Origin of the sequence: Streptomyces lunaelactis (assembly GCF_003054555.1) — a bacterium.
In the GTDB taxonomy this organism is placed as follows: Bacteria; Actinomycetota; Actinomycetes; order Streptomycetales; family Streptomycetaceae; genus Streptomyces; species Streptomyces lunaelactis.
Genome location: NZ_CP026304.1, coordinates 1,478,216 through 1,502,720 on the forward strand (window position 1 = coordinate 1,478,216; position 24,505 = coordinate 1,502,720).

The following is a 24,505-nucleotide window of genomic DNA, read 5'->3' on the forward strand; positions in this document are numbered from 1 at the left end:
GCACCATCTGCACCCACAGCACCTTCAGGAGACCGATGTGGCCCGGCGACCACTCCCCCGCATTCTCAGCAGCGGCAGCGCGCAGATCGCCCGGAGCCGCGAGATCGCGCGCACGGCCGCCGACAGCGCCACGGACGTCCTCCACCCGCTGATCACGATCACGCGTGGTCTGCGGCAGCTGGCCGCCACGGCCCGGCACAAATGGGCCGGCACGCCCAAGGAACGGCGTGGCCCCGCGCTCTTCCTGGTCGCGGCCTGCGTCCTGGTGGTCGCGCTCATCCCGTACGGGCCGCTGGTTGCCCTGATCTCGGTGATGGCCGCGGCCGCCTGGAAGGGCCGCGTCCGAACGCCGGTGAAGACCGGGCCCGACGAGGCGGAGACCGGGCGGCTCCAGGCCCTCTACGAGGCGCTGGTGCCGTACTTCTCGGTCCCCGAGGACCCGGCTCCGCTGTTCGCCCATGGCGGGGACTGGGCCGGTGCCTTCAGTGACTACGAGTTCGACGGCAACGGCCGGATCACCCGGCTGCGGGTCAAGTACCCCGCGTACTTCACCGACGGCGAGGCCGAGTCCCGGAGCCGGATCGAACAGCTGCTGCACGCCAAGTCCGGGCGCGGCCGCGAGTACCACTTCGCGTGGGACGAGGAGGGCAATCAGCTCCTCCTGAGCGTGCTCCCCGCCCTGTCCACCTCCATCGCCGCCCAGCGTTTCGTCGCCGTCCCCGGCGAAACGGTTCTGGGCTTCACCGACGCCGACGCCGTGCAGCGCACCGTGCCGGTGACGGAGGGCGAGGAGACCCGGGACGCGCCACCGGTCATCTGGCGCACCGGCCCGCGGTCGACGGAGCCGCACCTGCTGGTGGCCGGCCAACCCGGCACCGGCACCACGACCCTGCTGCGCTCGATCGCCCTCCAGGCCCTGCAGCACGGAGACGTCCTGATCGTGGAGGGCAGCGGAACCGGTGAGTACGCCTGCCTGACGGGGCGCGAGGGCGTACTGGCCGTCGAGAGCGGGCTGGCCGGGGCGCTGGCGAGCCTGGAGTGGGGGGCGCACGAGACGGAGCGCAGGCTGATCGCCGCGAACCGGGCCCGGCAGGCCGGGCAGGCCGCGCCCGAGGACACCAAGCGGCCCCTGTGGATCCTGCTGGACCGTCCGAGCATCTTCGGTCATCTGGCGGCAGCCGACGGGCACACCGATCCGCAGCAGCTGCTGCAGGTGCCACTGCGCCATGGGCGGGCGGCGCAGGTGACGGTGGTCGTGGCCGAGCAGTTCGACAGCGTCGACTCGCTCACCGAGACCGTACGGACGCACACCCGCGCCCGCGTGGTGCTGGGACCCGCCACCTTCGAGCAGCTTGAGTCCGTGCTCGGGATGGAGCCGCACACCACGCCGACGGCCGACGTGCCGCCCGGCAGGGGGTACGCACGGCTCGGTACGGGACCGGTACTCAGACTGCAGGTGCCGGCGACGCCGGATCCCTACGACGACGCGACGAGCGAGGCGCACCGGCAGGCTGTGCTGGAGCTGCTGCCGGAGCGGGTCGAGGCGGCCGCTCCGGATCCCGTACCGGCCGAGGGCTGACGGCGGTCGTCCGACGGATGACGGATCTCAGCCGACGATCAACAGATTTCAACGGACAGTCGCCGGCCGGCAACTGACAGACTTCGGATTCTGTCAGGCGACAAATGTCCGCGGCGCCTCGGTGCCCGTGCTCGCACCCGTCTCGACCAGCCGCGCAGCCGCCGCCAGCCTCGCGGCCGCCTCGTCCGCGACCGGCCCGCCGACCGTGAACGGCAGCCGTACGTACCCCTCAAAAGCTCCGTCGACTCCGAACCGCGGCCCCGAGGGCACCCGCACCCCCACCCGCTCGCCGACCTCGGCGAGCCGGGAGCCGGACAGCCCTCCCGTGCGCACCCAGAGCGTCAGCCCGCCCTTCGGCACATCGAACTCCCAGTCCGGCAGCTCCCTGCGCACCGCCGCGACCAGAGCGTCGCGGTTCTCGCGCGCCTGGGCGCGCCGGATGGCGACGGCTTCCTCCCATCCTCCGGTCGCCATCAGCCAGTTGACGGCGAGTTGTTCCAGTACGGGCGTGCCCAGGTCGGCGTACGCGCGTGCCGAGACCAGGGAGCGGATGACGTCGGGGGCGGCGCGGACCCATCCGATGCGCATGCCGGCCCAGAAGGCCTTGCTGGCGGAGCCGACCGTGAGGACGGTGCTGCCCGCCGGGTCGAAGGCGCAGACGGGCCGCGGCATGTCGATGTCGTCGTCGAGGTGGAGCTCGGACATGGTCTCGTCGACGACGAGGACGGTGCCGGCGGAGCGTGCGGCGTCGACGAGGCGGCGTCGCTGGTCCTCGTCGGCGAGCGCTCCGGTGGGGTTGTGGAAGTCGGCGACGACATAGGCGAGCCGGGGCGCGGCGTCGCGCAGTACTTGGCGCCAGCGGGGCAGGTCCCAGCCGGTGAGTCCGTCGGCCATGGCGACGGGCACGAGGCGGGCTCCGGCTTCGCGCATCAGCTGGAGGATGTTGGCGTAGGAGGGGGATTCGACGGCGATGCGTTCGCCGCGGGGGGCGAAGAGGTGGCAGATGGCGTCGATGGCGCCCATCGCGCCGGTGGTGACCATGATCTGTTCGGGCATGGTGGGGATGCCGCGCTCGGTGTAGCGCTCGGCAAGCATCTGGCGCAGGGCGGGCAGGCCTGCGGGGTAGTCGCCGTGGGTGTGGGCATACGGCGGCAGCTCTTCGAGTGCGCCCTGCACAGCGCGGGTGAGCCAGGGTTCGGGTGCGGGCAGGGAGGCGCAGCCGAGGTCGATCATCGAGCCGAGCGACTCCGGCGGCAGGGGTTCGAGGCCACGGGCGGGCAGTGGGTTCCCGGCCGGTACAGCGGTCCAGCTGCCCGCTCCCCTGCGGGACTCGAGGAAGCCTTCAGCGCGCAGCGCCTCGTATGCCGCGGCGACGGTGGTACGGCTGACGGACAGCGACAGGGCGAGTTCGCGTTCGGCGGGGAGCCGGGCGGCGACGGGGACGCGGCCTTCGAGCACGAGGAGCCTGATGCCGTCGGCGAGTGCGCGGTAGGCGGGCGGCTTGCGGGTGCCGGGCCCGGCCGGGCGTGGCTGCTGGGAGGTGAGCTGCCGGGCGAGTTGAGCCGCACCCACTGCCGAGGTCCACTGCGTCATGGAAGTCAGTCCACCTTCATCAAATTGGCCATGGTTGACGTCTGTTCCGTAGCCACAGAGTGTCATGCATCAGTCCACAGTCACCAGAGGGGGCGCCATCGTGTCGGCAGTGTCCGTACATCTGACCCGCAGGCTGTCGCAGTTGTACGTAGGTCTCGCGTTGTACGGGGTGAGTGCGGCGCTCCTTGTGCGCGGTGTTAGACGTCATTGAAAATGCCTACGAGTGCGGCAGTTTGGGCAGCTTGGTGCCGACATGATCGGTAAGCGTGCCTGCCGACGAAGAGGTGCAGATTTGGGGCGGCACCTTGCCGACGAAGGGCATGCGAAGGCCCTCCCGGTATCTCTTGGCCGAGCGCCGGGAGGGCCGTGTAGCGCGCGGAGGCGCTGTGCTCACGGTAGAGGCTGACCCGGCGCGGGTCGAAGTTCGGCTGATGCGGGGCGAGTTGGTATGTCCGGGATGTGCGGGCGTGTTGCGGCCGTGGGGGTGGGCACGTTCGCGCGTACTGCGTGATGCCTCCGGCGGGCCGGTGGTGCTCCGTCCCCGGCGGACGAGGTGCGTGGGCTGCGACATGTCGCATGTGCTCCTTCCGGTGTTCGCGCTGGTCAGACGGGCGGATCTGGCAGAGGTGATCGGGTCGGCCCTGGCGGCGAAGGCGACCGGGACGGGGGCCCGGGTGATCGCTGAGAGGCTGGGCCGCCCGGTCGAGACGGTTCGCGGGTGGCTGCGCAGGTTCGCTTCGCAGGCGGAGCGGGTCCGCCGGTTCTTCACCGTGTTGCTGGTGGATACCGGCGTTGACCGGCTGCTCGGGCCGGCCGAACGGCGTTCGCGGACGCAGTCAGCGCGGTGGTCGGGGCCTGGTGGTCGGTCGCGTCCCGGTGGCCGCAGGTCGGCAAGGTGTCGCCCTGGCTGGTGGCCTGCGCGGTCTCCGGCGGGATACTGCTGGCGCCGTCCTGGCCCCTTGAAACGATCAACACCAGTCCACTCTGACGCCACGCCGACACGGGCTGTCACCGTCACGCGTGTGTGTTCACGCTGCGTGAGAGGGCTGGTGATCAGGTGCCAGGTCAGGAAGACCAGACACGGCTGGAGCGGGCTCAGGCGATCGGCCTGTTCCGCTACATGCTGATCAGGAGGCAGCCGACCCGACGCTGTCGCGACGCCAACGCGGCGCTTTGGTGCGGGAGTTGGCTTCGATGGTTCATGTCGACCCGGACGGCCGCCCGGTGCGGATCACCCGGTGGACCCTGGACCGCTGGATCTACGAGTGGAAACGGGCCGGGTTCGAGGCCCTGGTGCCTTCGCCGCGCCAGTCCGGCCCGCACGCCGCAGGAGATCCTGGACCTGGCAGCGGCACTGAAGAAGGAGAACCCGTCGCGGTCGGCCGCGCAGATCCGCCGGATCATCGGTGCTCAGCGGGGGTGGGCGCCTGACGAACGCACCATCCAGCGGATGATCGTCCGCGAGGGACTGGACGCGCTCAAGGCTCCCGCCGCCTCAGCGGTGTTCGGACGTTCGAGGCCGATGGCCCGAACGAGTTGTGGACCGGGGACGCCCTGCACGGGCCGATGGTCGCCGGCCGAAAAACGTACCTGTTCGCGTTCGTGGACGATCACTCGCGGGCCGTGATGGGGCACCGCTGGGGATTTGCGGAGGACACCGTCCGCCTGGCCGCGGCCCTGAGGCCGGTCTGGCCGCGCGGTGTCCCGCGCTACATCTACGTCGACAACGGCTCCGCGTTCGTGGACTCGTGGCTGCTGAGAGCCTGCGCGAAACTCGGCATCAAACTCGTGCACTCCACCCCGGGACGGCCGCAGGGCAGGGCAAGATTGAGCGGTTCTTCCGCACCGTGAACAGCGAATTCGTCGTCGAGATCGCCTCCGGCGACGGCCAGGCCGGACGGCAGATCGACAGCCTGCTGGAGATGAACCGGCTGTTCACGGCCTGGACCGAGAACGTCTACCACCGCCGGGTCCACTGAGACGGAGCCGCCCGCTGGCCCGTTGGATGGGTGACCGCCCACTCCAGGTCCCCAACCCCGCCGACCTCGCAGAAGCCTTCCGCTGGTCCGAGCGCCGCACCGTGTCCAAGACCGCGCTGGTTTCCTGCACGGAAACCGCTACCAGGTCGACCGCTGCTGGTCGGCCAGCGCGTCGAGTTGGTCTTCGACCCTTCGACCTGTCCTTCCTGCGGGTCCGTGCGAACGGCCAGGACGCCGGAACCGCGCTGCCCTACCAAGTCAGCCGCCACTCCCATCCCAAAGCCCGGCCAGAGACTCCGCCGAGGAACCCGTCCGACCACCGGCATCGACTACCTCGGCCTGATCGACACCGCCCACAAGGCCGAGCTCGCCGACAAGGTCAACTACGCCGCGCTGAGCGAGCCGATGCCGCCGCCGTCGACCTCGCCGACCTGACCGGCGAATGACCGCCAACCCACGGAGGACCAGCGTGATTGAGAAGCTCCAGGCCCACTACGGATTCAGCCGCACGCCCTTCGGCCGGGACCTCGCCCCCGGCATGCTGCACCGCCACGCATCCCACAACGAAGCCGTCGCCCGCATCACCTGGTGCATCACCGAACGCTCCATCGGCGTGGTCACCGGCGAGGTCGGCGCCGGCAAGACCGTCGCCATCCGCACGGTCATTCATGGAATCGACCCGTCGAAACACACCGTCATCTACCTGCCCAACCCCATGATCGGGGTCCGCGGCATCCATGAAGCGATCGTGACCGCGTTCGGCCAGCAACCCTCCCACCTCGGCTCCCGGCTCACCGCACAGACCGGTCTGGCGCTGGCTGCCGAACGCGAAGAACGCGGCCGCACCCCCGTGCTGGTCATGGACGAAGCCCACCTACTCAACTACGAACAGCTCGAAGCCATCCGGATGCTGACCAACACGGCCATGGACCAGGACTCGCCGCTGTCCTGCCTGCTGGTCGGCCAGCCGACCCTGCGACGGACCATGAAACTCGCCGTCCTGGCCGCCCTCGAACAGCGGACCGCTCTGCGCTACACGATGCCCGGAATGACCTCCACCGAGACCGCCAGCTACATCAAGCACCACCTCGGACTCGCCGGCCGCAGCGACCAGCTGTTCACCGACGACGCCGTCACCCTGATCCACACGACATCCCGAGGCTTCCCCCGCGCGGTCAACAACCTCTGCCTGCAATCCCTCGTCGCCACGTTCGCCGCAGGCAAGTCCCTCGTCGACGAGAAAGCCGCCCAGTCCGCCGTCACCGAAGTCCTCGACTGAACCCATCCGGCACCTTGCCGACCACCGCGGCACGTCGCCGACAATCGCCCCGCTGAGACCCCCTCAGCGGGGCGATCCCGTTCTCACTCATCGGCACCCTCAGTGCCGCAGCCGTCGGCATTTTCAGCGTCGCCCAACATGCGCGGCGGGCTCGGGCTGGAGCCGTGGGGGGTGCTGCATCAGGGTCTGGCGGAGCGCACCGGGCTGACGATCGGCGTGGTGTCGATCATCATCGGCGCGGTGGTGCTGCTGCTGTGGATTCCGCTCCGGCAGCGGCCGGGCCTGGGTACGGTCTCGAATGTCTTTGTGGTCGGTATCGCGATGGACGGCACCCTGGCCCTGGTCCCGGACGTGCACGGGCTCCTGGGACAGATTCCGCTGCTGATCGGCGGCATTGTGCTGAACGGTGTGGCGACGGGCCTGTACATCTCGGCGCGTTTCGGCCCGGGTCCGCGTGACGGTCTGATGACGGGGCTGCACCGCCTTACGGGCCGTTCGATCCGGCTGGTCCGTACGGCGATCGAGGTGGCCGTGGTGGTGACCGGTTTTGTGCTGGGCGGCTCGGTGGGCGTGGGCACGGTCGCGTACGCACTGGCGATCGGTCCGCTGGCGCAGTTGTTCCTGCGCCTCTTCGCCATCCCGGAGGAACGCGGTGGCAGCACGGTGGTCGCCGGCGGGACACCGGAGCAGGCGATACTTCGGCCGTGACACACGTACGCCACCCTTACCTGGACCACCCCTCCGTACTCGCCTTCGCCCACCGTGGCGGGGCGGCCGACGGGCTGGAGAACACCGCGGCTGCTTTCCGGCGGGCCGCCGATGCCGGTTACCGGTATTTCGAGACCGATGTGCACACCACGTCGGACGGGAAGCTGGTCGCGTTTCATGACGGGACGCTGGACCGGGTGACGGATACGCGTGGCCGGATAGCGGCGCTGCCGTGGAGCGAGGTCCGGCGCGCGCGGGTGGCGGGCAAGGAGCCGCTGGCGCTGTTCGAGGAGCTGCTGGAGGAGTTCCCCCAGGCTCGCTGGAACGTGGACATCAAGGCGGAACCGGCGCTGGTTCCGCTGGTGGATCTGATCCGCAGGACGGGTGCCTGGGACCGGGTGTGCGTCGGCTCGTTCTCGGAGGGCCGGGTGGCGCGGGCGGCGCGTCTTGCGGGGCCGCGGCTGGCGACGTCGTACGGGGTGCTGGGCGTGCTGGGGCTGCGGCTGCGCTCGTTCGGGATTCCGGCGGCGGTGCGGGCGGGCGCGGTGTGCGCTCAGGTCCCGGAGTCGCAGGGCGGGATCAGGGTGGTGGACCGGCGTTTTGTGCGGGCGGCGCACGATCGGGGTCTGCAGGTCCATGTCTGGACGGTGAACGACGCGGATCGGATGGCGGCGCTCCTGGACCTGGGGGTGGATGGCATCATGACCGATCATCTGGAGACGTTGCGCACGGTACTGACCGACCGGGGAGTCTGGGTCTGAACCCCGCGCGTCTGATCATCTGGACGAGCGAGGGGGCGCGGGTTGACGGCCGACACTGCGGACCGGACGACCGGGTCGAGTGAGCGCAGGCGCGAGCAACGCGGCTGGTATTTCTACGACTTCGCGTGTTCGGTCTATTCGACGAGTGTGCTCACGGTCTTTCTGGGGCCTTATCTGACGTCGGTGGCGAAGGCCGCGGCGGATGCCGAGGGTTTTGTGCATCCGTTGGGTGTGCCGGTGCGGGCGGGTTCCGTTTTCGCGTACGCGGTGTCCCTGTCGGTGGTGGTGGCGGTCCTGGTGATGCCGCTTGCCGGTGCGGCCGCGGACCGTATGGGCCGGAAGAAGCCGCTGCTGGCGGTGGCGGCGTATGTGGGTGCGGCCGCGACGACGGGCATGTTCTTCCTGGCCGGTGACCGGTATCTGCTGGGCGCGTTTCTGCTGATCGTGGCGAATGCGTCGCTGTCGGTCTCGATGGTGCTGTACAACGCGTATCTGCCGCAGATCGCGGAGCCGGACGAGCGTGATGCGGTGTCGTCGCGCGGCTGGGCGTTCGGCTACGCGGCGGGTGCTCTGATGCTGGTGCTGAATCTGGTCGTGTATTCGGGTCACGACTCGTTCGGTCTTTCGGAGTCCGAGGCGGTTCGGATCTGTCTGGCGTCGGCGGGGCTGTGGTGGGGCGCTTTCACGCTGGTGCCGCTGCGGCGCCTGCGGGACCGCGCGGTGGCGCCGAGTGGCGACGGAGCGGTCGGTTCCGGGTGGCGGCAGTTGATGGCGACGTTGCGGGACATGCGCCGGCATCCGTTGACGCTGTCGTTTCTGCTGGCGTATCTGATCTACAACGACGGGGTCCAGACGGTGATCTCGCAGGCTTCGATCTACGGTTCGCAGGAGCTGGGTCTCGATCAGACGACGTTGATCACGTCGGTTCTGCTGGTGCAGGTGCTCGCGGTGGCGGGTGCGCTGGGTATGGGGCGGCTGGCCAGAACGCATGGGGCCAAGCGGACGATTCTCGCTTCGCTCGCCGTGTGGACGCTGATTCTGGCGGCGGGGTACTTCCTGCCGGCGGGTGAGCCGCTGTGGTTCTTCGCTCTGGCGGGGGCGATCGGGCTGGTACTGGGCGGTAGTCAGGCCCTGTCGCGGTCGTTGTTCTCACACCTGGTGCCACGCGGCAAGGAGGCCGAGTATTTCTCGGCCTATGAGATGAGCGACCGCGGGCTGAGCTGGCTGGGGCCGCTGGTGTTCGGGCTCGCGTACCAGCTGACCGGCAGTTATCGGGATGCGATCATCTCTTTGGTGGTCTTCTTCGTGCTCGGGTTCGTGCTGCTGGCGCGGGTGCCGGTGAGGCGTGCTGTGGAGGCTGCGGGCAACCCTGTGCCGGAGCGGATTTAGACGTTGAAGTGAAAGGCCGGTAGTGTACGCCTTTGGCTTGCCAGGCGGACCGTTACTGCGTGCTGAAGAAGTGAAATCACTGGGTGACACTTTCTGATCAGATGTGACAAAACGGGCACTGGTGGGTACAACAAGGGGCGGCACGACGGGCGACGCATGACCCGGAACGGGAATCTTTACCGCCGACCGGACGTTGACCGGATGACGACGACAGCGACACCTGTCCTGTGGGCGACAAGCCCGGGAGGCACGATTCATGAGTGAGCGAGCTCTCCGCGGTACGCGACTCGTGGTGACCAGCTACGAGACGGACCGCGGCATCGATCTGGCCCCGCGCCAGGCGGTGGAGTACGCATGCGAGAACGGACATCGCTTTGAGATGCCGTTCTCCGTAGAGGCGGACATTCCAGCGGAGTGGGAGTGCAAGGCGTGTGGCGCCCAGGCACTTCTGGTTGACGGGGATGGCCCCGAGGAGAAGAAGGGCAAGCCCGCGCGTACGCACTGGGACATGCTCATGGAGCGGCGCACTCGCGAGGAGCTCGAGGAGGTGCTGGCCGAGAGGCTGGCCGTCCTTCGCTCCGGCGCCATGAACATCGCAGTGCACCCGCGGGACAGCCGGAAGTCGGCCTGACCGCGTAACCACACCGCACAACAACACCATGCAAGAACAAGAGCCGCGGGCCGTGTCACACCGAGTGTGTGCCACGGCCCGCGGCTCTGCTGCGTGCCTGCGGTCGCCTCCCGAAGGAACACCCCGGAAGGGCGGTTCAGGGGGCCAGCGGGGGCCTCGGGCCGTCGTCCTCGTAGCCGCGCTGAGGCTGTTGGGCGTCCTGCCGGATGACCTCGCCCTGGACGACCTTGCCGTCGGGTCGGTGGATGCGGGCCTGCTGGAAGGCGTCACCGAGGCTGCCGGCCGTGGCGGCCCGCATACGGCGCTCCAGTGAGCGCTGGGCGTACCGCCCGAGCAAGGAGCGCACGGGCGGCAGCAGGAGCACGAGGCCCGCCGCGTCCGAGATCAGGCCGGGCAGCATGAGCAGCAGTCCGCCGAGCATCAGGAACCCGTTGCCCGTGCTGCCGGTCTCGGGTGCGGCCGGGCTCTTGCCCGCCTGTGCTTGCGCCTGCGCCTGCTGGAGCGTTTCGGTCAGGCTGCGGAAGGCCCGGCGTCCCGCCCGCTTGATGACGACCGCGCCGAGGACGGCGCCGCCGACGAGCAGGGCGAGGACGGTGAGCCCGCCGGCCGCACCGGCCACGACGGTCAGCAGCCAGATCTCCAGGACCAGCCAGGCGGCGATGCCGAGCGGCACGAGGTTGCGGGCGCGGGAGCGCTTGGGGGCTGTCGGGGTCGGTGCGCCGGTCGTCATGGTCCCAGTGTGCCTGGACGCCCGCCGAAGCGGCGTAAGGGGGTGATCAGGAAGATCGTGGAGCGGCGGGCGTGCTGGACGGCGGGGCGGTCAGGGACGCTTGCGGCCGAGGAGACGATTCGCCCGGTCGCCGACTCCCCACGCGGTGACCCGCCACAGCGCCTCGACGACGATGTCCCGGCTCATCTTGGAGTCGCCGAGCTCGCGCTCGACGAAGGTGATGGGGACTTCGACGACGTGGTAGCCGGCGGCGACGGCACGGCGGGCGAGGTCGACCTGGAAGCAGTAACCCTGGGAGGCCACCTCGGTCAGGCCGAGGCCTTCGAGGGTTTCGGCGCGGAAGGCGCGGAAACCGCCGGTGACGTCGCGGATGGGTACGCCGAGGAGGAGGCGCGAATAGGTGCTGCCGCCGCGGGAGAGGAACTCCCGGGACTTGGGCCAGTTGACCACGCGGCCGCCGGGGACCCAGCGCGAGCCGAGCACCAGGTCGGCGCCCTTGAGTGCGGTGAGCAGCCGGGGCAGTTCCTCGGGCTGGTGGGAGCCGTCGGCGTCCATCTCGACGAGTACGCCGAAGTCGTGCTCGATGCCCCAGGCGAAGCCCGCGAGGTAGGCCGCGCCGAGGCCTTCCTTGCCCTTGCGGTGCAGGACGTGGACCTTGTCGTCGTGGGCGGCGAGCTCGTCGGCGATCTTGCCGGTGCCGTCGGGGCTGTTGTCGTCGGCGACAAGGATGTTCGCCTCGGGCACGGCTTCGCGCACCCGGGTGACGATGGCCTTGATGTTCTCGGCCTCGTTGTAGGTCGGGATGATCACCAGGGCTCTGCCGAGCGGGCCGTACCGCCTCCCCTGGGCTCTGTCTCGGGGAACCCCACCACCGTCGTTCACTGCAGCCCCTTAGTCTCCGTACGCTGAGCCCCACCATAGCGAGCGCTCGGCGTGCGGCTGCGACGGCCCGGACCTGGGGTGTCGTATTCGCGGCAGCATGGGGGCCGGGACGGGCAACGGTCGGGGCCCGGCGTCCTTCGGGCCGACCTGGGACCCGCTGGCTGCGGGTCTACCGAGAGCCGTTGTCTACTGAACGCCGGGCCCCACCCGGGTCACACCTGCCGGCCGGCTGAAACCTTCCCTCGCCCCCGAGGCGCGGGCGCTGAACCTGGCTCCCAGTGGCAGTGTGCCGGTGCGGCACGCTGCCCCATGACCCAGCGGCGTTCGACGACTGCGTGGAGGTTTGCCGGTCGGACGTCCTGTGGTGGACCCGGCCGAACCTACCCGCCGGTGGGCGCTCCATGTCAACAGTCGTCTGATCTGCGCGGTTTGCTCAAATCACCAGGTCAGCGCGGAAGATCCGCAGGTCGCGGCCGAGCTCGGCGGCCATCGATCGGCGATGCGAAATGTCCGCACGTCACTCGTTCAGCCTCTCAAAGACGGTTTGTCCGAAGACCACCGTCCGCAGGCAGCGGGGCAGTTCGGTGCCGGGGGTGAGATCGGGCAGCCCCGGGGTGCCGGAGCGCGGGTCGGTGGACCAGCGGGCGACACGGTCGTCGGGGGCCTGGACGACGAGTTCCCTGGTGCGCCACAGGGCGTAGTCGGCGGGCGCGCCCGGCACCAGGACGCCGGCGTCGTCGCGGCCGATGGCGCGCCAGCCGCCGCGCGTATGGGCGGTGAAGGCCGCCCGGGCGGAGACCCGGTGTTCGGGGGTGCGGTGGAAGGCGGCGGCCCGGACGGTGCCCCAGGGGTCGAGGGGGGTGACGGGGCTGTCGGAGCCGAAGGCGAGGGGGACTCCGGCACGCAGCAGTGCGGCGTACGGGTTGAGGGTGCGGGCCCGTTCGGCGCCGAGACGCTGGGCGTACATACCGTCGCCGCCGCCCCAGGCCGCGTCGAAGGCGGGCTGGACAGAGGCGGTGAGGCCGAATTCGGCGAAGGCGGCGATGGTTTCGGGGGTGAGCATCTCGGCGTGTTCGACGCGGTGGCGGGCGGCGCGTACGCGGGCGAGGCCGAGGGTGTCGGCGGCGGTGCGGATGCCGTCGGTGACGGCGGTGAGGGCGGCGTCGCCGATGGCGTGGAAGCCGGCCTGGAGCCCGGCTTCGGTGCAGGCGGTGACATGGGCGGCGACGGCCGCGCTGTCGAGGTGACCGGTGCCGGTGTGGGCGGCGTCGGCGTAGGGGGTGTGCAGGCAGGCGGTGTGGGAGCCGAGGGAGCCGTCGACGAAGAGGTCGCCGGCCGCGCCGATGGCGCCGAGTTCGCGGATGCGCCGGGCGTCCTTGGCGCCTTCGACCCGTTCGGCCCAGTAGCCGACGACGCGGGGGCCGGGCTCGGCCCCGGCGAGTTCGAGCAGGGACGTGAAGTCGTCCTCGTCGGAGATCTCGGGGCCGGCGCATTCGTGGACGGTGCCGATGCCGAGGGAGGCGGCCCGGGCGAGTGCGGCGCGCTGGGCGGCGGCGCGCTGGGCGGGGGTGATGGCGGCGTGGGCGGCGGCACGGACGGCGTGGTGGGCGGCCGCTGTGAGCGGCGCGTCCGGGTGGTAGCCGGCAAGGTCGGTGATGCCGGGGACGAGGTCGAGCAGGGCGGTGGTGACCACCGCCGAGTGGACGTCGACGCGCGGCAGGTACAGGGGGCGGCCGCCGCTCGCCTCGTCGAGCTGGGCGCGGGACGGGGGGCGCTGCTCGGGCCAGCGCGCGGTGTCCCAGCCGTGGCCGAGGAGGACCGTGTCGGCGGGGTGTGCGGCGCTGTGTGCCCGTACGAGATCGAGCGCCTCGGTCAGGCTGCGGGCGCCGGACAGGTCGAGGCCGGTGAGGGCGAGGCCGGTCGCGGTGGTGTGCACGTGGGCGTCGGTGAACGCCGGGGTGACCAGGGCCCCTTCGAGGTCGATCACTTCGTCGACTCCGGTGGCGAAGGCGTCGGCGGCGCCTTCCGAGCCCACCCAGGCGATGTGGCCTCGTTCGACGACCATCGCGGTGGCGAAGGGGTCGGCGGGGCTGTGGACTTCTCCGCCGCGCAGCAGCACGGTGCGGTGTTCGGCCCGGGGGGCGGTGCTCTCGGTCATGGGACCAGCCTAGATACGCGGCGGGCGTGCCTCGTACGGGGTGGAGAGGACGACCGTGGTGCGGGTGGAGACACCGGACAGCGAGCGGATGCGGGTGAGCAGGTGTTCCAGCTCGAGCGGGGTCGCGACACGCACCTTGAGGATGTAGTTCTCGTCGCCGGCGACGCTGTGGCAGGCCTCGATCTCGGGTACGTCGGCGAGGCGTTCCGCGATGTCGTCGGGGGCGCTGGGGTCGAACGGCTTGACGGAGATGAACGCGGTAAGCGGCAGCCCGACGGCCCCGGGGTCGACGACGGCGCCATAGCCGCGGATGACACCGCGCTGCTCGAGGCGGCGGACGCGCTGATGCACCGCCGAGGTGGACAGGCCGGTGGCCTTGCCCAGGTCGGTGTAGCTCATCCGCCCGTCCTTGACGAGCAATTCCACGATCTGACGATCCAGCTCCTCCATGCGGATCAACCTATTGCCCCGGGTCGCTTCCGGCACAGTCGGCGGTGGCGCGAAAGGGCGCCCGCAGCGGGCATGTGACGAATGCCACAGGTTTGACACCCAGTCGATCATGACCGCACGGTTACCTGCCTGGCGCGATGGGAATTGCTTGCTGTGGTCGAGCCGCAAGTACCTGGTCGGCCCACCCGAGGGGGAGATCTCCATGCAGAACCTGAAGAACAGTGGACGTACCGAACCGGAGCCCGTCGATTCGGCCGGGCCGGCCGATATCGACGAGCTCGACGCGTACGACACCTTTGAGATGTACCGGGTGATCTGCCCGGACTGCGCTCAGCCGATCGCACTGCTGGCGGACGAGGACGTCCTGCCGGAGCATGCGCTGTGCCCCACGCCGTGGAACCCGTTCGGGCTCACCGTGTGCGCCGGCACGGGTCGTGCGGCCGCCGAGGCCCGTCCCGCGGACGAGTCGCTGGAGGTCCAGGAGCAGGACACAGCGCTGCTGTTGACGCTCCCCCAGGGGCTCGACTGGCGGACGCAGCCCTTCTCGCACGTCGGGGGTGCGGGCTCACGTCCGGTCTTCAGGGTGCCGCAGCAGCCCGGCCGTCAGGCCGCCTGAGCGGTCACCAGTAGCTTCCCTGCACCATCGCGGCCAGGTCGGCGTGGTGCAGGATCAGGCCGTCCGGGTCGGCGGGGACCTGCACCTCGCCGAAGTGCACTTGGCGGTAGGCGATGCGCAGCATCACGATGGCGTGCCGAAGCGCCGCGTAGAGGGTGTAGAAGTCCATGTCGCGCGGGGTGTGGCCGGTGAGCTGGGCGTAACGGAGCTCGACGGTGTCCCGGCGCAGGAAGTCGGGCAGCCCGCGCTGACCGAAGCCGACCGTCAGGTCCTGGAAGAACCGGTGCAGGTAGATCGTCCAGCCGAGATCGACCTCGCGCGGGGCGTATGCGGCCATCTCCCAGTCGAGTACGGCAGCGGGCTCGAAGCCGGCGTAGATGATGTTGCCGATGCGGGCGTCGCCCCAGTTGAGGACGGCGTCGCCGTCGTCCTTCGGCCAGAGCGCCCCGAGCCGCTCGAAGGCGCTCTCGATGAGCGGTGAGCGCGGCAGGCCGTCCACCACCCAGGCGTAGTACGCCCGTTGGGCATCGACGTGGCGGCGCAGTGCGCTGCCGCGCGAAGGTTCAGTCGGGTGCTGGTCGTGCAGCCGGGCTATCAGCGAGATCGTGGCGTCCTGGAGGTGCGCGCGTTCGGAGTCGCTCGCGGCGTGCAGCCAATTGCCCTCGTACGTATAGGGCATGACGTCGGGCGGCACCCGGCCCTCGACGCGCTCCATCACGAAGAAAGGCGCTCCCAGCGCCGCCGGGTCCTCCTCCAGCCACAGCACGCGCGGCACGGGGATGTCGGTGTGCTCGGCGACGCTCCGCATGGTGCGGTACTGGAGCGCCATGTCGTACACCGGGAAGACCGTGTACGCGGCGGGGTCGGCGGCGAGCCGCAACACACAGGCCCTTACCGGTGGTTCGGGGTGCTCGATGTCGAAGAGCAGTGTCTCGCTCGACATGCCGTTGGACTCGGGGACCCGCACGCCGGAGACCTTGGCGCCGGGCAGCCGGGCGTCGAGCCATGCGGTGAGACGGCGGGCGAGCTCTTCGGGGTCGCGGGTGGTGGTGCGGGGGCGTGGTGCCGTTGCCATGGCGGTGCTCCTCGCTGTCGGACGGCTCTGGGCGGCTGAGGGCGCCTCTCGGACCTAAGCGGCCCCGGGGAAGTCCGGGCGGCGTCGCGGGCCGATGGCTGTCGCCTGGCTGCGTTGTCGTGCCCGGGCCCTATCCGGCGACCGAGTCATAGCCGGTGAAACCGCTCGGGCCGTGGCGGCCGAAGCTGCCGTGCTCGAAGATCCCGTGGCCGGTCCGCCCGTCGAGGGTGAAGCGGGCGGAGTGATCGGTGACGCCGAAGGCGGCCATGGGATGGGCTGCGGTGTCGGAGAGGTCGTAGCCGCGCCGGTCGGTCCAGCCGCGGCCCTGCCAGGTGCCGTGCTGCCAGTCGGTTGCGGGCGGATAGCCGGCGCCGATGGCGAGGGGGGAGGAGGTGAGGATCTCGACGCCCAGTTCGAGGGGTTTGCGGGCGGGGTCGGTGAGGTGGACGACGGCTCGCTGGGGATGACGGGTGCCGGGGCGGTAGGTGATGTCGGCCTGGGGCCAGCCGAGTTGGGTGTCGTGGTGACCGTCGCGGACGAGGACGGCTTCGTTGAGGGTGCGGTAGCCGTCGGCGTCCTCCTGGGCGATGACCATCAGGAAGCGGTCCTCGAAGCGGACGGGGATCCAGAGCCAGTGGAAGCCGTCGGGGCGCAGCTCCTCGGCGGCGCGGCCGCCTTCCTCGCCGGGGATGGGCCGTACGCCCCAGCTGCGGTCGCGGGTGCCGGTCCACTCCCCCGCGGTGACGGCGATCTCCTCGCCGCCGGCGCGTATCGAGCCGCTGACGCTGCCCGCCTGCACGAAGCGGCGGCCCTCCAGCATCAGGCGGTCACCGCGGCGCTGGATGTGGTGCGGCTCCCACACGGCGGGGAAGTCGGCGGTCCAGGTGAGGTCGTACGAGAGGGAGCGCGGGTCGCCGGGGTCGGCGTCGCACTGGAGCCGCAGTCGGCGCAGTGGCTCGTCGACGGTGATGCGCAGCGGTCCGACGGCGAGGTTCATCCGGTCGTCGGTCAGGGCGTCGGAGGTGCGTACGGCGAGGAGTTCGTCGCCGATGCGGAGAGTGGCGTAGGCGTCGATCACCCCGGCGTTCGGGTAGACGCCGAGGCCGGTGATGAGCAGGGCGCGCCCTTCGTGGTCGAAAACCTGGAAGATGCACCGGTCGTAGGCATTGCGGTCGCCGGTGACGAGGTGCTTCATCGACAGGGGCGCCTGGTGCACGGGGTATTCGTCGAGGGCGATCGGGCGGTCGTCGGACACGGCTGACCTCCTGGGCGGCTTCTGGGCAGCTCCTGGGCGGACAAGGAAGTTGACGGTACGTCAGGAACCCTGCGGGAGGCCAGAGCCAGGCACCGTACTCGCGTCAGGGCTCCTCGGGTCGGCGCGGGCCGACCGTCCGGGTAAGGAGTGAACTGGGGCTCGATTTGCCCCAGGGGTAACCCGGCCGGGACGCGCCGCGTTGGCCAGATATGACCCCGCCGTACTCCACGACCGGCCAAGGCCGCCGTCAGCTCGCGACCCCCGGCCCCGAAGAATCGGTTCAGCACCCCGCCGATCCGCCCATCTACCGGGAGTTGCTCGATCTGTGGGCGAGCAAGGGCCAGACCCTGCCGGGGCGCCGCGACCCGGAGTGGAGCAGGCTCGCGGCGCCGCTGGCTTTCGCGGCGCCGCGGCCCGCATGGGGCTCGCCCGGGAAAACCACCCACCGAACGGCAACCATCAACGCCCCCTGGCCCACGGCACCCACGAACCCGGGTGACCAGCCCCAGGGTCAGCGCGTCTCGGGTCCGGCCAGGTGACGGGCGATGACCATGCGCTGGATCTGGTTGGTGCCTTCGACGATCTGCAGCACCTTCGCCTCGCGCATATAGCGCTCGACCGGGAAGTCCAGGGTGTAGCCGTAGCCTCCGAGCACCTGCACCGCGTCGACGGTGACGCTCATGGCCGCGTCCGTGCAGAACAGCTTGGCCATGGCGGCCTGCCGCGAGAACGGCCGTCCCGCGTCGCGCAGCCGCGCGGCGGCGAGGTAGAGCGCACGGCCCGCCTCGATCCGGGTGGCCATGTCGGCGAGCATGAAGCGCAGCCCCTGGAAGTCGGCGATGGGCCGGCCGAACTGCTGACGTCCGGTGGCGTACGCGACGGCCTCGTCCAGGGCCGCCTGGGCGAGACCGATGGCGCAGGCGGCGATGCCGAGCCGGCCGGAGTCGAGCGCGGAGAGCGCGATCGCGAATCCCTGGCCCTCCTCGCCGATACGGCGGGCGTCCGGGACGCGTACGCCGTCGAAGTGCAGCTGGGCCGTGGGCGAGCCCTTCATACCCATCTTCTTCTCGGGGGCGGCGGCGTTCAGGCCGGCCGCGTCGCCCGGGACCAGGAAGGCCGTGATACCGCGGGCACCCTCCCCGCCGGAGCGGGCCAGCACCGTGTAGAAGTCGGCGATTCCGCCGTGGGTGATCCAGGATTTCGTCCCGGTGACGACCCAGTCGTCGCCGTCCCGCACGGCCTTCGTACGAAGGGACGCGGCGTCCGAGCCGGAGGCGGGTTCGGAGAGGCAGTACGCGCCGAGGAGGCCGCCGCCGAGCATGGCGGGCAGATGCTCGGCCTGCTGCTCCTTGCTGCCGTAGCCGGCGAGTGCGTGGCAGGCGAGGGAGTGGACGCTGACGCCGAGGCCGACGGTGAGGCGGGCGGCGGCGAGCTCTTCGAGGACCTGGAGGTAGACCTCGTACGGCTGGTCTCCGCCGCCGTATGCGGAGTCGTACGGAAGGCCGAGCAGTCCGGACTCGGAAAGCAGGGAGAAGACCTCGCGCGGGAAGTGTCCGGAGTCCTCCTCCCCGGCCGCCCGGGGGGCGATCTCCCGCTGGATGATGTCGCGTACCAGGGCGATCAGATCCCTGGACTCCTCGGTGGGCAGTTGACGGTCCACCGGCTGCGGGGCGCGGTCGGGCATGGGGGCGCTCTCCTCCCTGTCGGGCGCTGCGGCGGTCGCGCGCGAAGGGTGTGGGCGCGCCGCCGGTCTTCCTGCCAGGCCGATGCTGCCCTCCCGGATCACGGAAGTGGCTCGACGGCGGCTGTGGCGCGTTGAGTATGCCCGATCGGCGGGATTCCGTCACGGGCTGGCAGGACTCGTTCCGGTACCGCCTCGACACCCCGGGAAATTGGCCCGAACCATTGACCCCACTGGTCTAGTCCTTCTACCGTTCCCCCCACGCTTTACCGCGTTCATGCCAAGTAGATCCGCACGGTTCTTCTGGGAGCTCAGTGGTGACACCACGGGCGGTGAGCTGATCAAGGCCATCAACCAGGCCGTGTCTGACATCCCGCCCAGCGCGGAGCTGCCGATCTGTGGGTGAGGGCGGGGAGCCGGCGGGCTCCCCGCCCTCGCGTCATGCCTCGACCGGCGCGCACGCCGGGTTGGGCACCGGGACCGGCATCGGTTCGCGCGGCGGTTCGGGGCAGTCCGGCGCGAACTCCTCGATGGTGCCGAGCGTGCCCCGCAGCATCCGCATCAGCAGCGCGCACACAGTGTCGCGCTCCAGCTCCTGATGCCCGAGCCAGTCGAGGGTGATCCCCTCGACGCAGCTGAGCCAGCCGAGCAGCGCCATCCGGGCCAGCGGGGGGATGTCGCGCCTGCCGTACGCCCCTTCGGCGATGGTCGCGATCAGCTCGTCGCGCACCGCGTCACGTATGGACTGCACCTGGGTGTCGAAGCCGACGCCGCCGGTGACGATGGTGCGGAACGCCGCCTGATGGTGCTGGGCGTAGCGGAGATAGCCGTCGATCGTGCGGTGCACACGCTGGGCGCGCGGCAGGTCGGGCCCGTCTGCGGCGCGCGAGACCAGGTCGGCCACCGAGTCCTCGATGATGGCCAGGTAGTAGCCGCGCTTGCTCTTGAAATAGTAGTAGATCAGGCCTTTGGCGACTCCGGCGTGCTTGGCGATGTCATCCATGGACAGTGCGTCGTAGGAAGTGTCGGCGAACAACTTCCGCCCGGTTGCGATGAGTTCACTGCGGCGCACCTGGGATCTTTCGGTCGCACCGCGCTGTTGACTATTATTCAAATTGAGCCCTAGTCTCCAACTGCCACAGGATCTGCGCAGTATGGCAGACCTGCCACTCAGAACCTGTCGGGGGACTTCCGCGAGAGCGGCAGGTGGGCCGCCGGCGACACGGCTGCCGACTGCCCCCGGGTCCGGTGGGTGCCTCAGTGGATGCCGACGGCCGCCAGAGCCGCGCGCTGGGCGGGTGTCGGATGTGCGGGCCAGTACAGATAGCAGACGCCGCCTGTGCCGGACACCACTTTGCCGCTCGCGTTGTAGCGCTTGGTGCGGAGCCAGATCGTCTCCCACTCGGCGCGCTTGTAGACGCGGCGTACGGCCTCGTTGCTGGGGGATGCGGGGTCGTTGGCGATCACATCGCCGGCGGGCGTGAATCCGATCACGGTCATCAGATGCCCGGAGGTCCCGTAGCCCGCGCCGGTCAGCTCCTCCTTGAGGAACGACTGCGACGTTATGGCCGGGATGCCGGCCCTGATCAGCGTCTCCAGGTCGGTGAGCGAGGACAGCCGGGTCACGACCGCGCTCATGTCCTTGTAGGTGGCGGCGTAGGCGGCGTTGAAGGGCCAGTTTCCGCAGCCTTTGTACTGGTAGTCGAAGGTGAAGCGGGCCGCGTGGCAGACCTGCGGGTCGGCGAAGGCGGGGTTCACCCAGGCCAGATCGGCGGACGACGGCTCACGGCCCCAGTACTCGACGATCATCTGCGAGGAGGTGGGGCTGCACCAGGCCTCGCCGCCGTTGTCGTAGTCCGGGTACTGGCCGACGTGCGTGTTCTGCGAGTACCGCGGTACGGACAGCTCGCGGGCGAGTCCCGGCTTCGATGCGGGGACGGTGAAGCGGTCCGGGATGCCGGAGGCCATCGCGCCGAGCCGCCACACGGTGGGCGTGAGCCGGGTGCCGGGCTTGCGGTAGAGGGTCAGCCGCAGCTCGTAGGAGTCCAGCCGCAGCCCGCTCGCCTCCTCTTGAACGGACGCGGTGTCGATCGAGAAGGTGTCGGTCCAGATGCTGGCCTTGCCGTCGCTCTGGTCGTCGATCGAGGTACGCCGGATGTCACCGTCGCCCGCTGCCCAGCGGCCCATCGTGAACCACGGGGAGGAGGTGGCGTCGGAGTAGCGGCCGCGCAGTTCGACCTGGAGCCAGGTGCCGGCCGGGGTGCCGGCGTTCCAGGAGGCGATGACCTCGGTCGCGGGCACGCTCGAGCGGTGGACGGGCGAGGTCCAGGTGGCGTACTCCCAGCTCGTGGTGGTGCCGGTGTGCGGATCGGTGTAGTCGGTGCGGCCGGCGGGGGTCGCGATGACCAGACCCGGACGGCTGCCCGCGACGGCCCGGGTGCCGTGCGCCGTGCCGAAGCGCCAATCCGTGTACGAGGTCCAGAACTGGTTGTCCACCAGCGGGGCGGGAGCGGCACGACGGGCTCCCGCGGTCGGCGCGGCACCGGAAGCGGCGGCCGCCCGCGCGGCGGAGGCGGACAGCGCGCCCGCACCCGCCGCTGCCGCGACGGCGGCGCTCAGCACGTTTCTGCGCGAAGTAGGTCTGGCCATGGGACCCCCAAAGTCAGGTGCGCGGCAGTGGGGCCACTATCGCGGGTGGCGGCGGGCTTCGGCCAGCACTCCGGACCGCGTCGCCCGATCAATACCGGTCCGGTCCAGGGGGGAGTGACCTGCGACGGGGCGCGCCGCCCTCTTAGGGTGGCGGGATGGACGACCTCGATCGGCAGGCCAGGGCGCTGCGCGCGCTTGCGCCCTCGTGCGGACCGGTGCGGCTGGTCGCGGTCGACGGCCACGCGGGCTCCGGCAAGAGCACCTTCGCCGCCCGGCTGGCGGCCGCACTCGGCGACGACGACAGCGATGGGGCTCCGGTGCTGCATCTCGACGATCTGGCCAGCCATGAGGAGCTCTTCGACTGGACGGACCGGATGCTGACCCAGGTGATCGGCCCCCTCTCGAACGGCAGAACCGCGCACTATCACCCGTACGACTGGAATCTGCGCCGCTTCGGGCCTCCGCGCCCCCTGGAAGCCGCCCCCGTCGTACTGATCGAGGGCGTCGGAGCGGGGCGACGGGTGGTGCGGCCGTTTCTGGCGAGGCTGCTGTGGATGGAGCGCACTGCCGAGGAGTCCTGGCAGCGGGGCCGACAGCGGGACGGAGCCGAACTCTCCGCCTTCTGGGACGACTGGACGATGGCGGAGACTCGTCATTTCCTGGCGGACCCTTCTCGTCCGTTCGCCCATGCGCTGGTACGCGAGTGCCAGGAGGGGTACGAGTGGCTCCAGGGGCCTACTGCGACAGCGTGACCGAACCAGTTCATCACGTACAGTCACTGCTTTTCACGGGCATACTGAGCAGTCGGAAATCCGCCTCAAGAGTGCCTCAACTCTGCTTGACCGAGGGGGCGTACAGGTCTTACGTTCTCAATGTGCGGCTTTCCGGAGCCGCCGCAGACGCGAAGCCCCCGGTTGTTCCCCCGTGATCGGGGGCTTCGTTCTGCCCCCTCCCCCTCTTCCCCGCCGCCGTACTCCACATCACGCTCACCCTGGGTCACCGTCCCCGGGGTGCTTGTCGTGCCCTTCGTCGCACACCTTTGCGCAGGTACGATGCACCTCGGTGCGGTCACATCCCGTCCACGGCAAGGTGGTTCAGTACGCTGCCGACGGGCGCCCGCCCGGCGGGACACACAGGTGCACGGTTTGTGGGGGACCTGATGGACATCGGCACGCAGGGCCCATCGGCCCCGGCCGACCTCGCCTGGGTGCGCGGCGTGGACGCCTACACCATGGGTGCGTATCCGCAGGCGGAGGAGGAGTTCCGGGCGGCGGTACGGCTCGATCCCGAGATGGCCGACGGCTGGCTCGGCCTGCACGCGCTCCGCGTCGACACCACCACCGCGCTGCTGCGCATGTACCAGGGCCGCGAGCGCTTCGGCGAGCAGCGCGCCCGCCACCGCCGCACCCTCAACTCCTGGTACTGGCTGGGGTGGTGGGTCCAGCCGGTGCTGGAGAGCCCGCGCGATCTGCTGCTCGCCCACGCCTCGCACTGGCTTGACGGCCGCCATGTGCCGGAGCTGGACCGTGCGCTGGCCGGGCTGCCGCCGGTCGACGCCGACCCCCAGGTGCGCTTTCTGCACGCCTGCCGGGCGTATCTGGTCAAGGACTGGGAGCAGTTGGTACGCCACACCGAACCGCTCGTCAACGATCCCATGCTGGGCATCGAGGCCAGGCTCTTCGGCGGCATGGCCCGGGTGCGCCTGGAGATGTACGGGCAGGCGGAGCCGCTGCTGTCCGCCGCCCTGATGCGCTGCCGCAGCGAGCAGCCGCAGCGCAAGGAGCTGCGGTACTGGCTGGCGCGGGCGCACGAGGGCACCGGCCGCAGTGCGGCAGCGCTGCCGCTGTACCGGGCGGTGCACCGGATCGACCCGGCGTTCATGGACACCTCGGCGCGCCTGGCGGCGATCGCGGAGTACGACGGCATCGACGGGTACGACGAGTCGGCCGGACTCGCGACCGTGTCCCTGGCCGGTTTCGGGCAGGAGGCCGCCGACGCGCAGGCCGACGGAGACGGCGCGCTCGCGGCCGAGGCGCGGCTCGGCGCCGATCCGGGGACCCAGCTGCCGGGCGCGGTGCCGACGGGCCCGCCCGACGGCTTACGGCCGAAGGCGGTCGTCCCCGCACAGCCCGTTCCCCCGCAGTTCCCGGCCGGCCCCACCGATCCGTTGCTGCTCGCCGAGGCGCTCGCGGAGCTTGAGCGGATGGTGGGCCTGGAGCCGGTGAAGCGGCAGGTCAAAGCCTTGTCCGCGCAGCTGAAGATGGCCCGGCTGCGGGCCGGCCAGGGGCTGCCCGTGCAGCCGCCGAAACGTCACTTTGTCTTCTCGGGCCCCTCCGGTACCGGCAAGACGACCGTCGCCCGCATTCTGGGCCGGGTCTTCTACGCGCTCGGTCTGCTCGGCGGCGACCATCTGGTGGAGGCCCAACGGTCCGATCTGGTGGGCGAGTTCCTCGGCCAGACGGCCGTCAAGGCCAATGAGCTCATCGACTCCGCGATCGGCGGCGTGCTGTTCGTGGACGAGGCGTACAGCCTCTCCAACTCCGGCTACACCAAGGGCGACGCGTACGGCGACGAGGCCCTCCAGGTCCTGCTCAAGCGCGCCGAGGACAACCGCGACCATCTCGTGGTCATCCTGGCCGGCTACCCCGCGGGCATGGACCGGCTGCTCGCCACCAATCCCGGGCTTTCCTCCCGCTTCACCACCCGGGTCGACTTCCCCTCGTACCGCCCGCTCGAACTGACCGCCATCGGCGAGGTGCTCGCCGCCGAGAACGGCGATGTGTGGGACGACGAGGTGCGCGAGGAGCTGCGCTCCATCTGCGGGCATGTGGTCGACCAGGGCTGGATCAACGAGCTCGGCAACGGCCGGTTCCTGCGCACGCTGTACGAGAAGAGCTGCGCCTACCGCGATCTGCGGCTGTCCGGCTATCCGGGCACACCGACCCGCGAGGACCTCTCCACGCTGCGGCTGCCCGATCTGATGCAGGCGTACGGCGAAGTCCTGTCGGGCCGCGGTCCGGTGGACCGCGGCCCGCAGGATCCTCCGCCGGGCTGAATCCGACGGCCCCCAGGGGCCGTCGGCGCTCAGCC

23 protein-coding genes and 1 pseudogene are annotated in these 24,505 nt (G+C 70.5%); 14 read left to right on the forward strand and 10 right to left on the reverse strand.

Features of this window, described 5'->3' with window-relative positions; genetic code table 11:
- Positions 1 to 37: 37 nt before the first annotated feature.
- Complete coding sequence (locus tag SLUN_RS06400) at positions 38 to 1,579, forward strand: hypothetical protein (protein WP_108147558.1); 1,542 nt, start codon at positions 38 to 40, stop codon at positions 1,577 to 1,579.
- A 93-nt stretch (positions 1,580 to 1,672) separates the two neighbouring features.
- On the opposite strand, the gene SLUN_RS06405 is transcribed toward SLUN_RS06400, so the two are convergent.
- Positions 1,673 to 3,172 carry an SCO1417 family PLP biosynthesis transcription factor gene (locus SLUN_RS06405; RefSeq protein ID WP_108147559.1) on the reverse strand — a complete coding sequence of 500 codons (1,500 nt, stop codon included), beginning with the start codon at positions 3,170 to 3,172 and terminating at the stop codon, positions 1,673 to 1,675.
- A 64-nt stretch (positions 3,173 to 3,236) separates the two neighbouring features.
- Between SLUN_RS06405 and SLUN_RS42695 the strand changes: the two are divergent.
- The 9 genes and pseudogenes from SLUN_RS42695 to SLUN_RS06440 form a co-directional block, all read left to right on the forward strand.
- Positions 3,237 to 3,365, forward strand: a pseudogene (locus tag SLUN_RS42695) (membrane protein YczE); the annotation flags it as partial.
- A 1,373-nt stretch (positions 3,366 to 4,738) separates the two neighbouring features.
- On the forward strand, positions 4,739 to 5,023 hold the full coding sequence (locus SLUN_RS40980) for an integrase catalytic domain-containing protein (protein ID WP_257153682.1): 285 nt from the start codon (positions 4,739 to 4,741) through the stop codon (positions 5,021 to 5,023).
- Complete coding sequence (locus SLUN_RS40985) at positions 5,020 to 5,151, forward strand: hypothetical protein (protein ID WP_257153683.1); 132 nt, start codon at positions 5,020 to 5,022, stop codon at positions 5,149 to 5,151. The genes SLUN_RS40980 and SLUN_RS40985 overlap by 4 nt, the downstream gene beginning before the upstream one ends.
- 216 nt (positions 5,152 to 5,367) lie before the next feature.
- Complete coding sequence (locus SLUN_RS40990; RefSeq protein ID WP_257153684.1) at positions 5,368 to 5,586, forward strand: hypothetical protein; 219 nt, start codon at positions 5,368 to 5,370, stop codon at positions 5,584 to 5,586.
- 34 nt (positions 5,587 to 5,620) lie between these two features.
- Complete coding sequence (locus tag SLUN_RS06420) at positions 5,621 to 6,430, forward strand: ExeA family protein (RefSeq protein ID WP_108146710.1); 810 nt, start codon at positions 5,621 to 5,623, stop codon at positions 6,428 to 6,430.
- 102 nt (positions 6,431 to 6,532) lie between these two features.
- Complete coding sequence (gene yczE, locus SLUN_RS06425) at positions 6,533 to 7,138, forward strand: membrane protein YczE (protein ID WP_108147560.1); 606 nt, start codon at positions 6,533 to 6,535, stop codon at positions 7,136 to 7,138.
- On the forward strand, positions 7,135 to 7,899 hold the full coding sequence (locus tag SLUN_RS06430; RefSeq protein ID WP_108147561.1) for a glycerophosphodiester phosphodiesterase family protein: 765 nt from the start codon (positions 7,135 to 7,137) through the stop codon (positions 7,897 to 7,899). The genes yczE and SLUN_RS06430 overlap by 4 nt, the downstream gene beginning before the upstream one ends.
- 42 nt (positions 7,900 to 7,941) lie before the next feature.
- Positions 7,942 to 9,288 carry an MFS transporter gene (locus SLUN_RS06435; RefSeq protein ID WP_108147562.1) on the forward strand — a complete coding sequence of 449 codons (1,347 nt, stop codon included), beginning with the start codon at positions 7,942 to 7,944 and terminating at the stop codon, positions 9,286 to 9,288.
- 256 nt (positions 9,289 to 9,544) lie between these two features.
- Complete coding sequence (locus tag SLUN_RS06440; protein WP_108147563.1) at positions 9,545 to 9,919, forward strand: RNA polymerase-binding protein RbpA; 375 nt, start codon at positions 9,545 to 9,547, stop codon at positions 9,917 to 9,919.
- A gap of 136 nt (positions 9,920 to 10,055) precedes the next feature.
- Here the strand turns inward: SLUN_RS06440 and fxsA are convergent, their stop codons facing one another.
- From fxsA to SLUN_RS06460, 4 genes are all read right to left on the reverse strand, one after another.
- Positions 10,056 to 10,649 (reverse strand): FxsA family membrane protein, encoded by a 594-nt coding sequence (gene fxsA, locus SLUN_RS06445; RefSeq protein WP_108147564.1) that lies wholly within the window; start codon positions 10,647 to 10,649, stop codon positions 10,056 to 10,058.
- A 90-nt stretch (positions 10,650 to 10,739) separates the two neighbouring features.
- On the reverse strand, positions 10,740 to 11,531 hold the full coding sequence (locus SLUN_RS06450) for a polyprenol monophosphomannose synthase (protein ID WP_108147565.1): 792 nt from the start codon (positions 11,529 to 11,531) through the stop codon (positions 10,740 to 10,742).
- 517 nt (positions 11,532 to 12,048) lie between these two features.
- Complete coding sequence (locus tag SLUN_RS06455) at positions 12,049 to 13,689, reverse strand: amidohydrolase (RefSeq protein WP_108147566.1); 1,641 nt, start codon at positions 13,687 to 13,689, stop codon at positions 12,049 to 12,051.
- A gap of 9 nt (positions 13,690 to 13,698) precedes the next feature.
- Positions 13,699 to 14,139 carry an Lrp/AsnC family transcriptional regulator gene (locus SLUN_RS06460; protein ID WP_108147567.1) on the reverse strand — a complete coding sequence of 147 codons (441 nt, stop codon included), beginning with the start codon at positions 14,137 to 14,139 and terminating at the stop codon, positions 13,699 to 13,701.
- A gap of 202 nt (positions 14,140 to 14,341) precedes the next feature.
- On the opposite strand from SLUN_RS06460, the gene SLUN_RS06465 reads away from it, so the two are divergent.
- Positions 14,342 to 14,755 carry a hypothetical protein gene (locus SLUN_RS06465; protein ID WP_108154566.1) on the forward strand — a complete coding sequence of 138 codons (414 nt, stop codon included), beginning with the start codon at positions 14,342 to 14,344 and terminating at the stop codon, positions 14,753 to 14,755.
- A gap of 4 nt (positions 14,756 to 14,759) precedes the next feature.
- On the opposite strand, the gene SLUN_RS06470 is transcribed toward SLUN_RS06465, so the two are convergent.
- From SLUN_RS06470 to SLUN_RS06485, 3 genes are all read right to left on the reverse strand, one after another.
- A complete protein-coding gene (locus SLUN_RS06470; RefSeq protein ID WP_108147568.1) occupies positions 14,760 to 15,830 on the reverse strand; it encodes a phosphotransferase family protein in 1,071 nt (356 codons plus the stop codon).
- A 130-nt stretch (positions 15,831 to 15,960) separates the two neighbouring features.
- Complete coding sequence (locus SLUN_RS06475; protein ID WP_108147569.1) at positions 15,961 to 17,085, reverse strand: Rv3169 family protein; 1,125 nt, start codon at positions 17,083 to 17,085, stop codon at positions 15,961 to 15,963.
- A 511-nt stretch (positions 17,086 to 17,596) separates the two neighbouring features.
- Positions 17,597 to 18,769, reverse strand: a complete 1,173-nt coding sequence (locus SLUN_RS06485) for an acyl-CoA dehydrogenase family protein (RefSeq protein ID WP_108147570.1) — start codon at positions 18,767 to 18,769, stop codon at positions 17,597 to 17,599.
- Positions 18,770 to 19,043: 274 nt separating this feature from the next.
- Here SLUN_RS06485 and SLUN_RS40995 point away from each other — a divergent pair, with 274 nt between their 5' ends.
- A complete protein-coding gene (locus SLUN_RS40995; protein WP_257153685.1) occupies positions 19,044 to 19,172 on the forward strand; it encodes a hypothetical protein in 129 nt (42 codons plus the stop codon).
- A 33-nt stretch (positions 19,173 to 19,205) separates the two neighbouring features.
- On the opposite strand, the gene SLUN_RS06490 is transcribed toward SLUN_RS40995, so the two are convergent.
- On the reverse strand, positions 19,206 to 19,880 hold the full coding sequence (locus tag SLUN_RS06490; protein ID WP_108147571.1) for a TetR/AcrR family transcriptional regulator: 675 nt from the start codon (positions 19,878 to 19,880) through the stop codon (positions 19,206 to 19,208).
- A 143-nt stretch (positions 19,881 to 20,023) separates the two neighbouring features.
- Entirely contained in the window at positions 20,024 to 21,415 is a 1,392-nt protein-coding gene (locus SLUN_RS06495; protein WP_108147572.1) for a C39 family peptidase, read from the reverse strand.
- 155 nt (positions 21,416 to 21,570) lie between these two features.
- On the opposite strand from SLUN_RS06495, the gene SLUN_RS06500 reads away from it, so the two are divergent.
- Together SLUN_RS06500 and SLUN_RS06505 are read left to right on the forward strand one after the other, a co-directional pair.
- A complete protein-coding gene (locus tag SLUN_RS06500; protein ID WP_108147573.1) occupies positions 21,571 to 22,167 on the forward strand; it encodes a uridine kinase family protein in 597 nt (198 codons plus the stop codon).
- A 407-nt stretch (positions 22,168 to 22,574) separates the two neighbouring features.
- On the forward strand, positions 22,575 to 24,470 hold the full coding sequence (locus tag SLUN_RS06505; RefSeq protein ID WP_108154567.1) for an AAA family ATPase: 1,896 nt from the start codon (positions 22,575 to 22,577) through the stop codon (positions 24,468 to 24,470).
- The last annotated feature ends 35 nt before the right edge of the window (positions 24,471 to 24,505 follow it).

Coding starts and splice junctions, on each gene's coding strand:
- SLUN_RS06405 (WP_108147559.1), bottom strand. CDS start 3,172: ATGACGCAGTGGACCTCGGCAGTGGGTGCGGCTCAACTCGCCCGGCAG.
- SLUN_RS40980 (WP_257153682.1), top strand. CDS start 4,739: ATGGTCGCCGGCCGAAAAACGTACCTGTTCGCGTTCGTGGACGATCAC.
- SLUN_RS06440 (WP_108147563.1), top strand. CDS start 9,545: ATGAGTGAGCGAGCTCTCCGCGGTACGCGACTCGTGGTGACCAGCTAC.
- fxsA (WP_108147564.1), bottom strand. CDS start 10,649: ATGACGACCGGCGCACCGACCCCGACAGCCCCCAAGCGCTCCCGCGCC.
- SLUN_RS06455 (WP_108147566.1), bottom strand. CDS start 13,689: ATGACCGAGAGCACCGCCCCCCGGGCCGAACACCGCACCGTGCTGCTG.
- SLUN_RS06460 (WP_108147567.1), bottom strand. CDS start 14,139: ATGGAGGAGCTGGATCGTCAGATCGTGGAATTGCTCGTCAAGGACGGG.
- SLUN_RS06465 (WP_108154566.1), top strand. CDS start 14,342: ATGCAGAACCTGAAGAACAGTGGACGTACCGAACCGGAGCCCGTCGAT.
- SLUN_RS06470 (WP_108147568.1), bottom strand. CDS start 15,830: ATGGCAACGGCACCACGCCCCCGCACCACCACCCGCGACCCCGAAGAG.
- SLUN_RS06485 (WP_108147570.1), bottom strand. CDS start 18,769: ATGCCCGACCGCGCCCCGCAGCCGGTGGACCGTCAACTGCCCACCGAG.
- SLUN_RS40995 (WP_257153685.1), top strand. CDS start 19,044: ATGCCAAGTAGATCCGCACGGTTCTTCTGGGAGCTCAGTGGTGACACC.
- SLUN_RS06495 (WP_108147572.1), bottom strand. CDS start 21,415: ATGGCCAGACCTACTTCGCGCAGAAACGTGCTGAGCGCCGCCGTCGCG.
- SLUN_RS06500 (WP_108147573.1), top strand. CDS start 21,571: ATGGACGACCTCGATCGGCAGGCCAGGGCGCTGCGCGCGCTTGCGCCC.
- SLUN_RS06505 (WP_108154567.1), top strand. CDS start 22,575: ATGGACATCGGCACGCAGGGCCCATCGGCCCCGGCCGACCTCGCCTGG.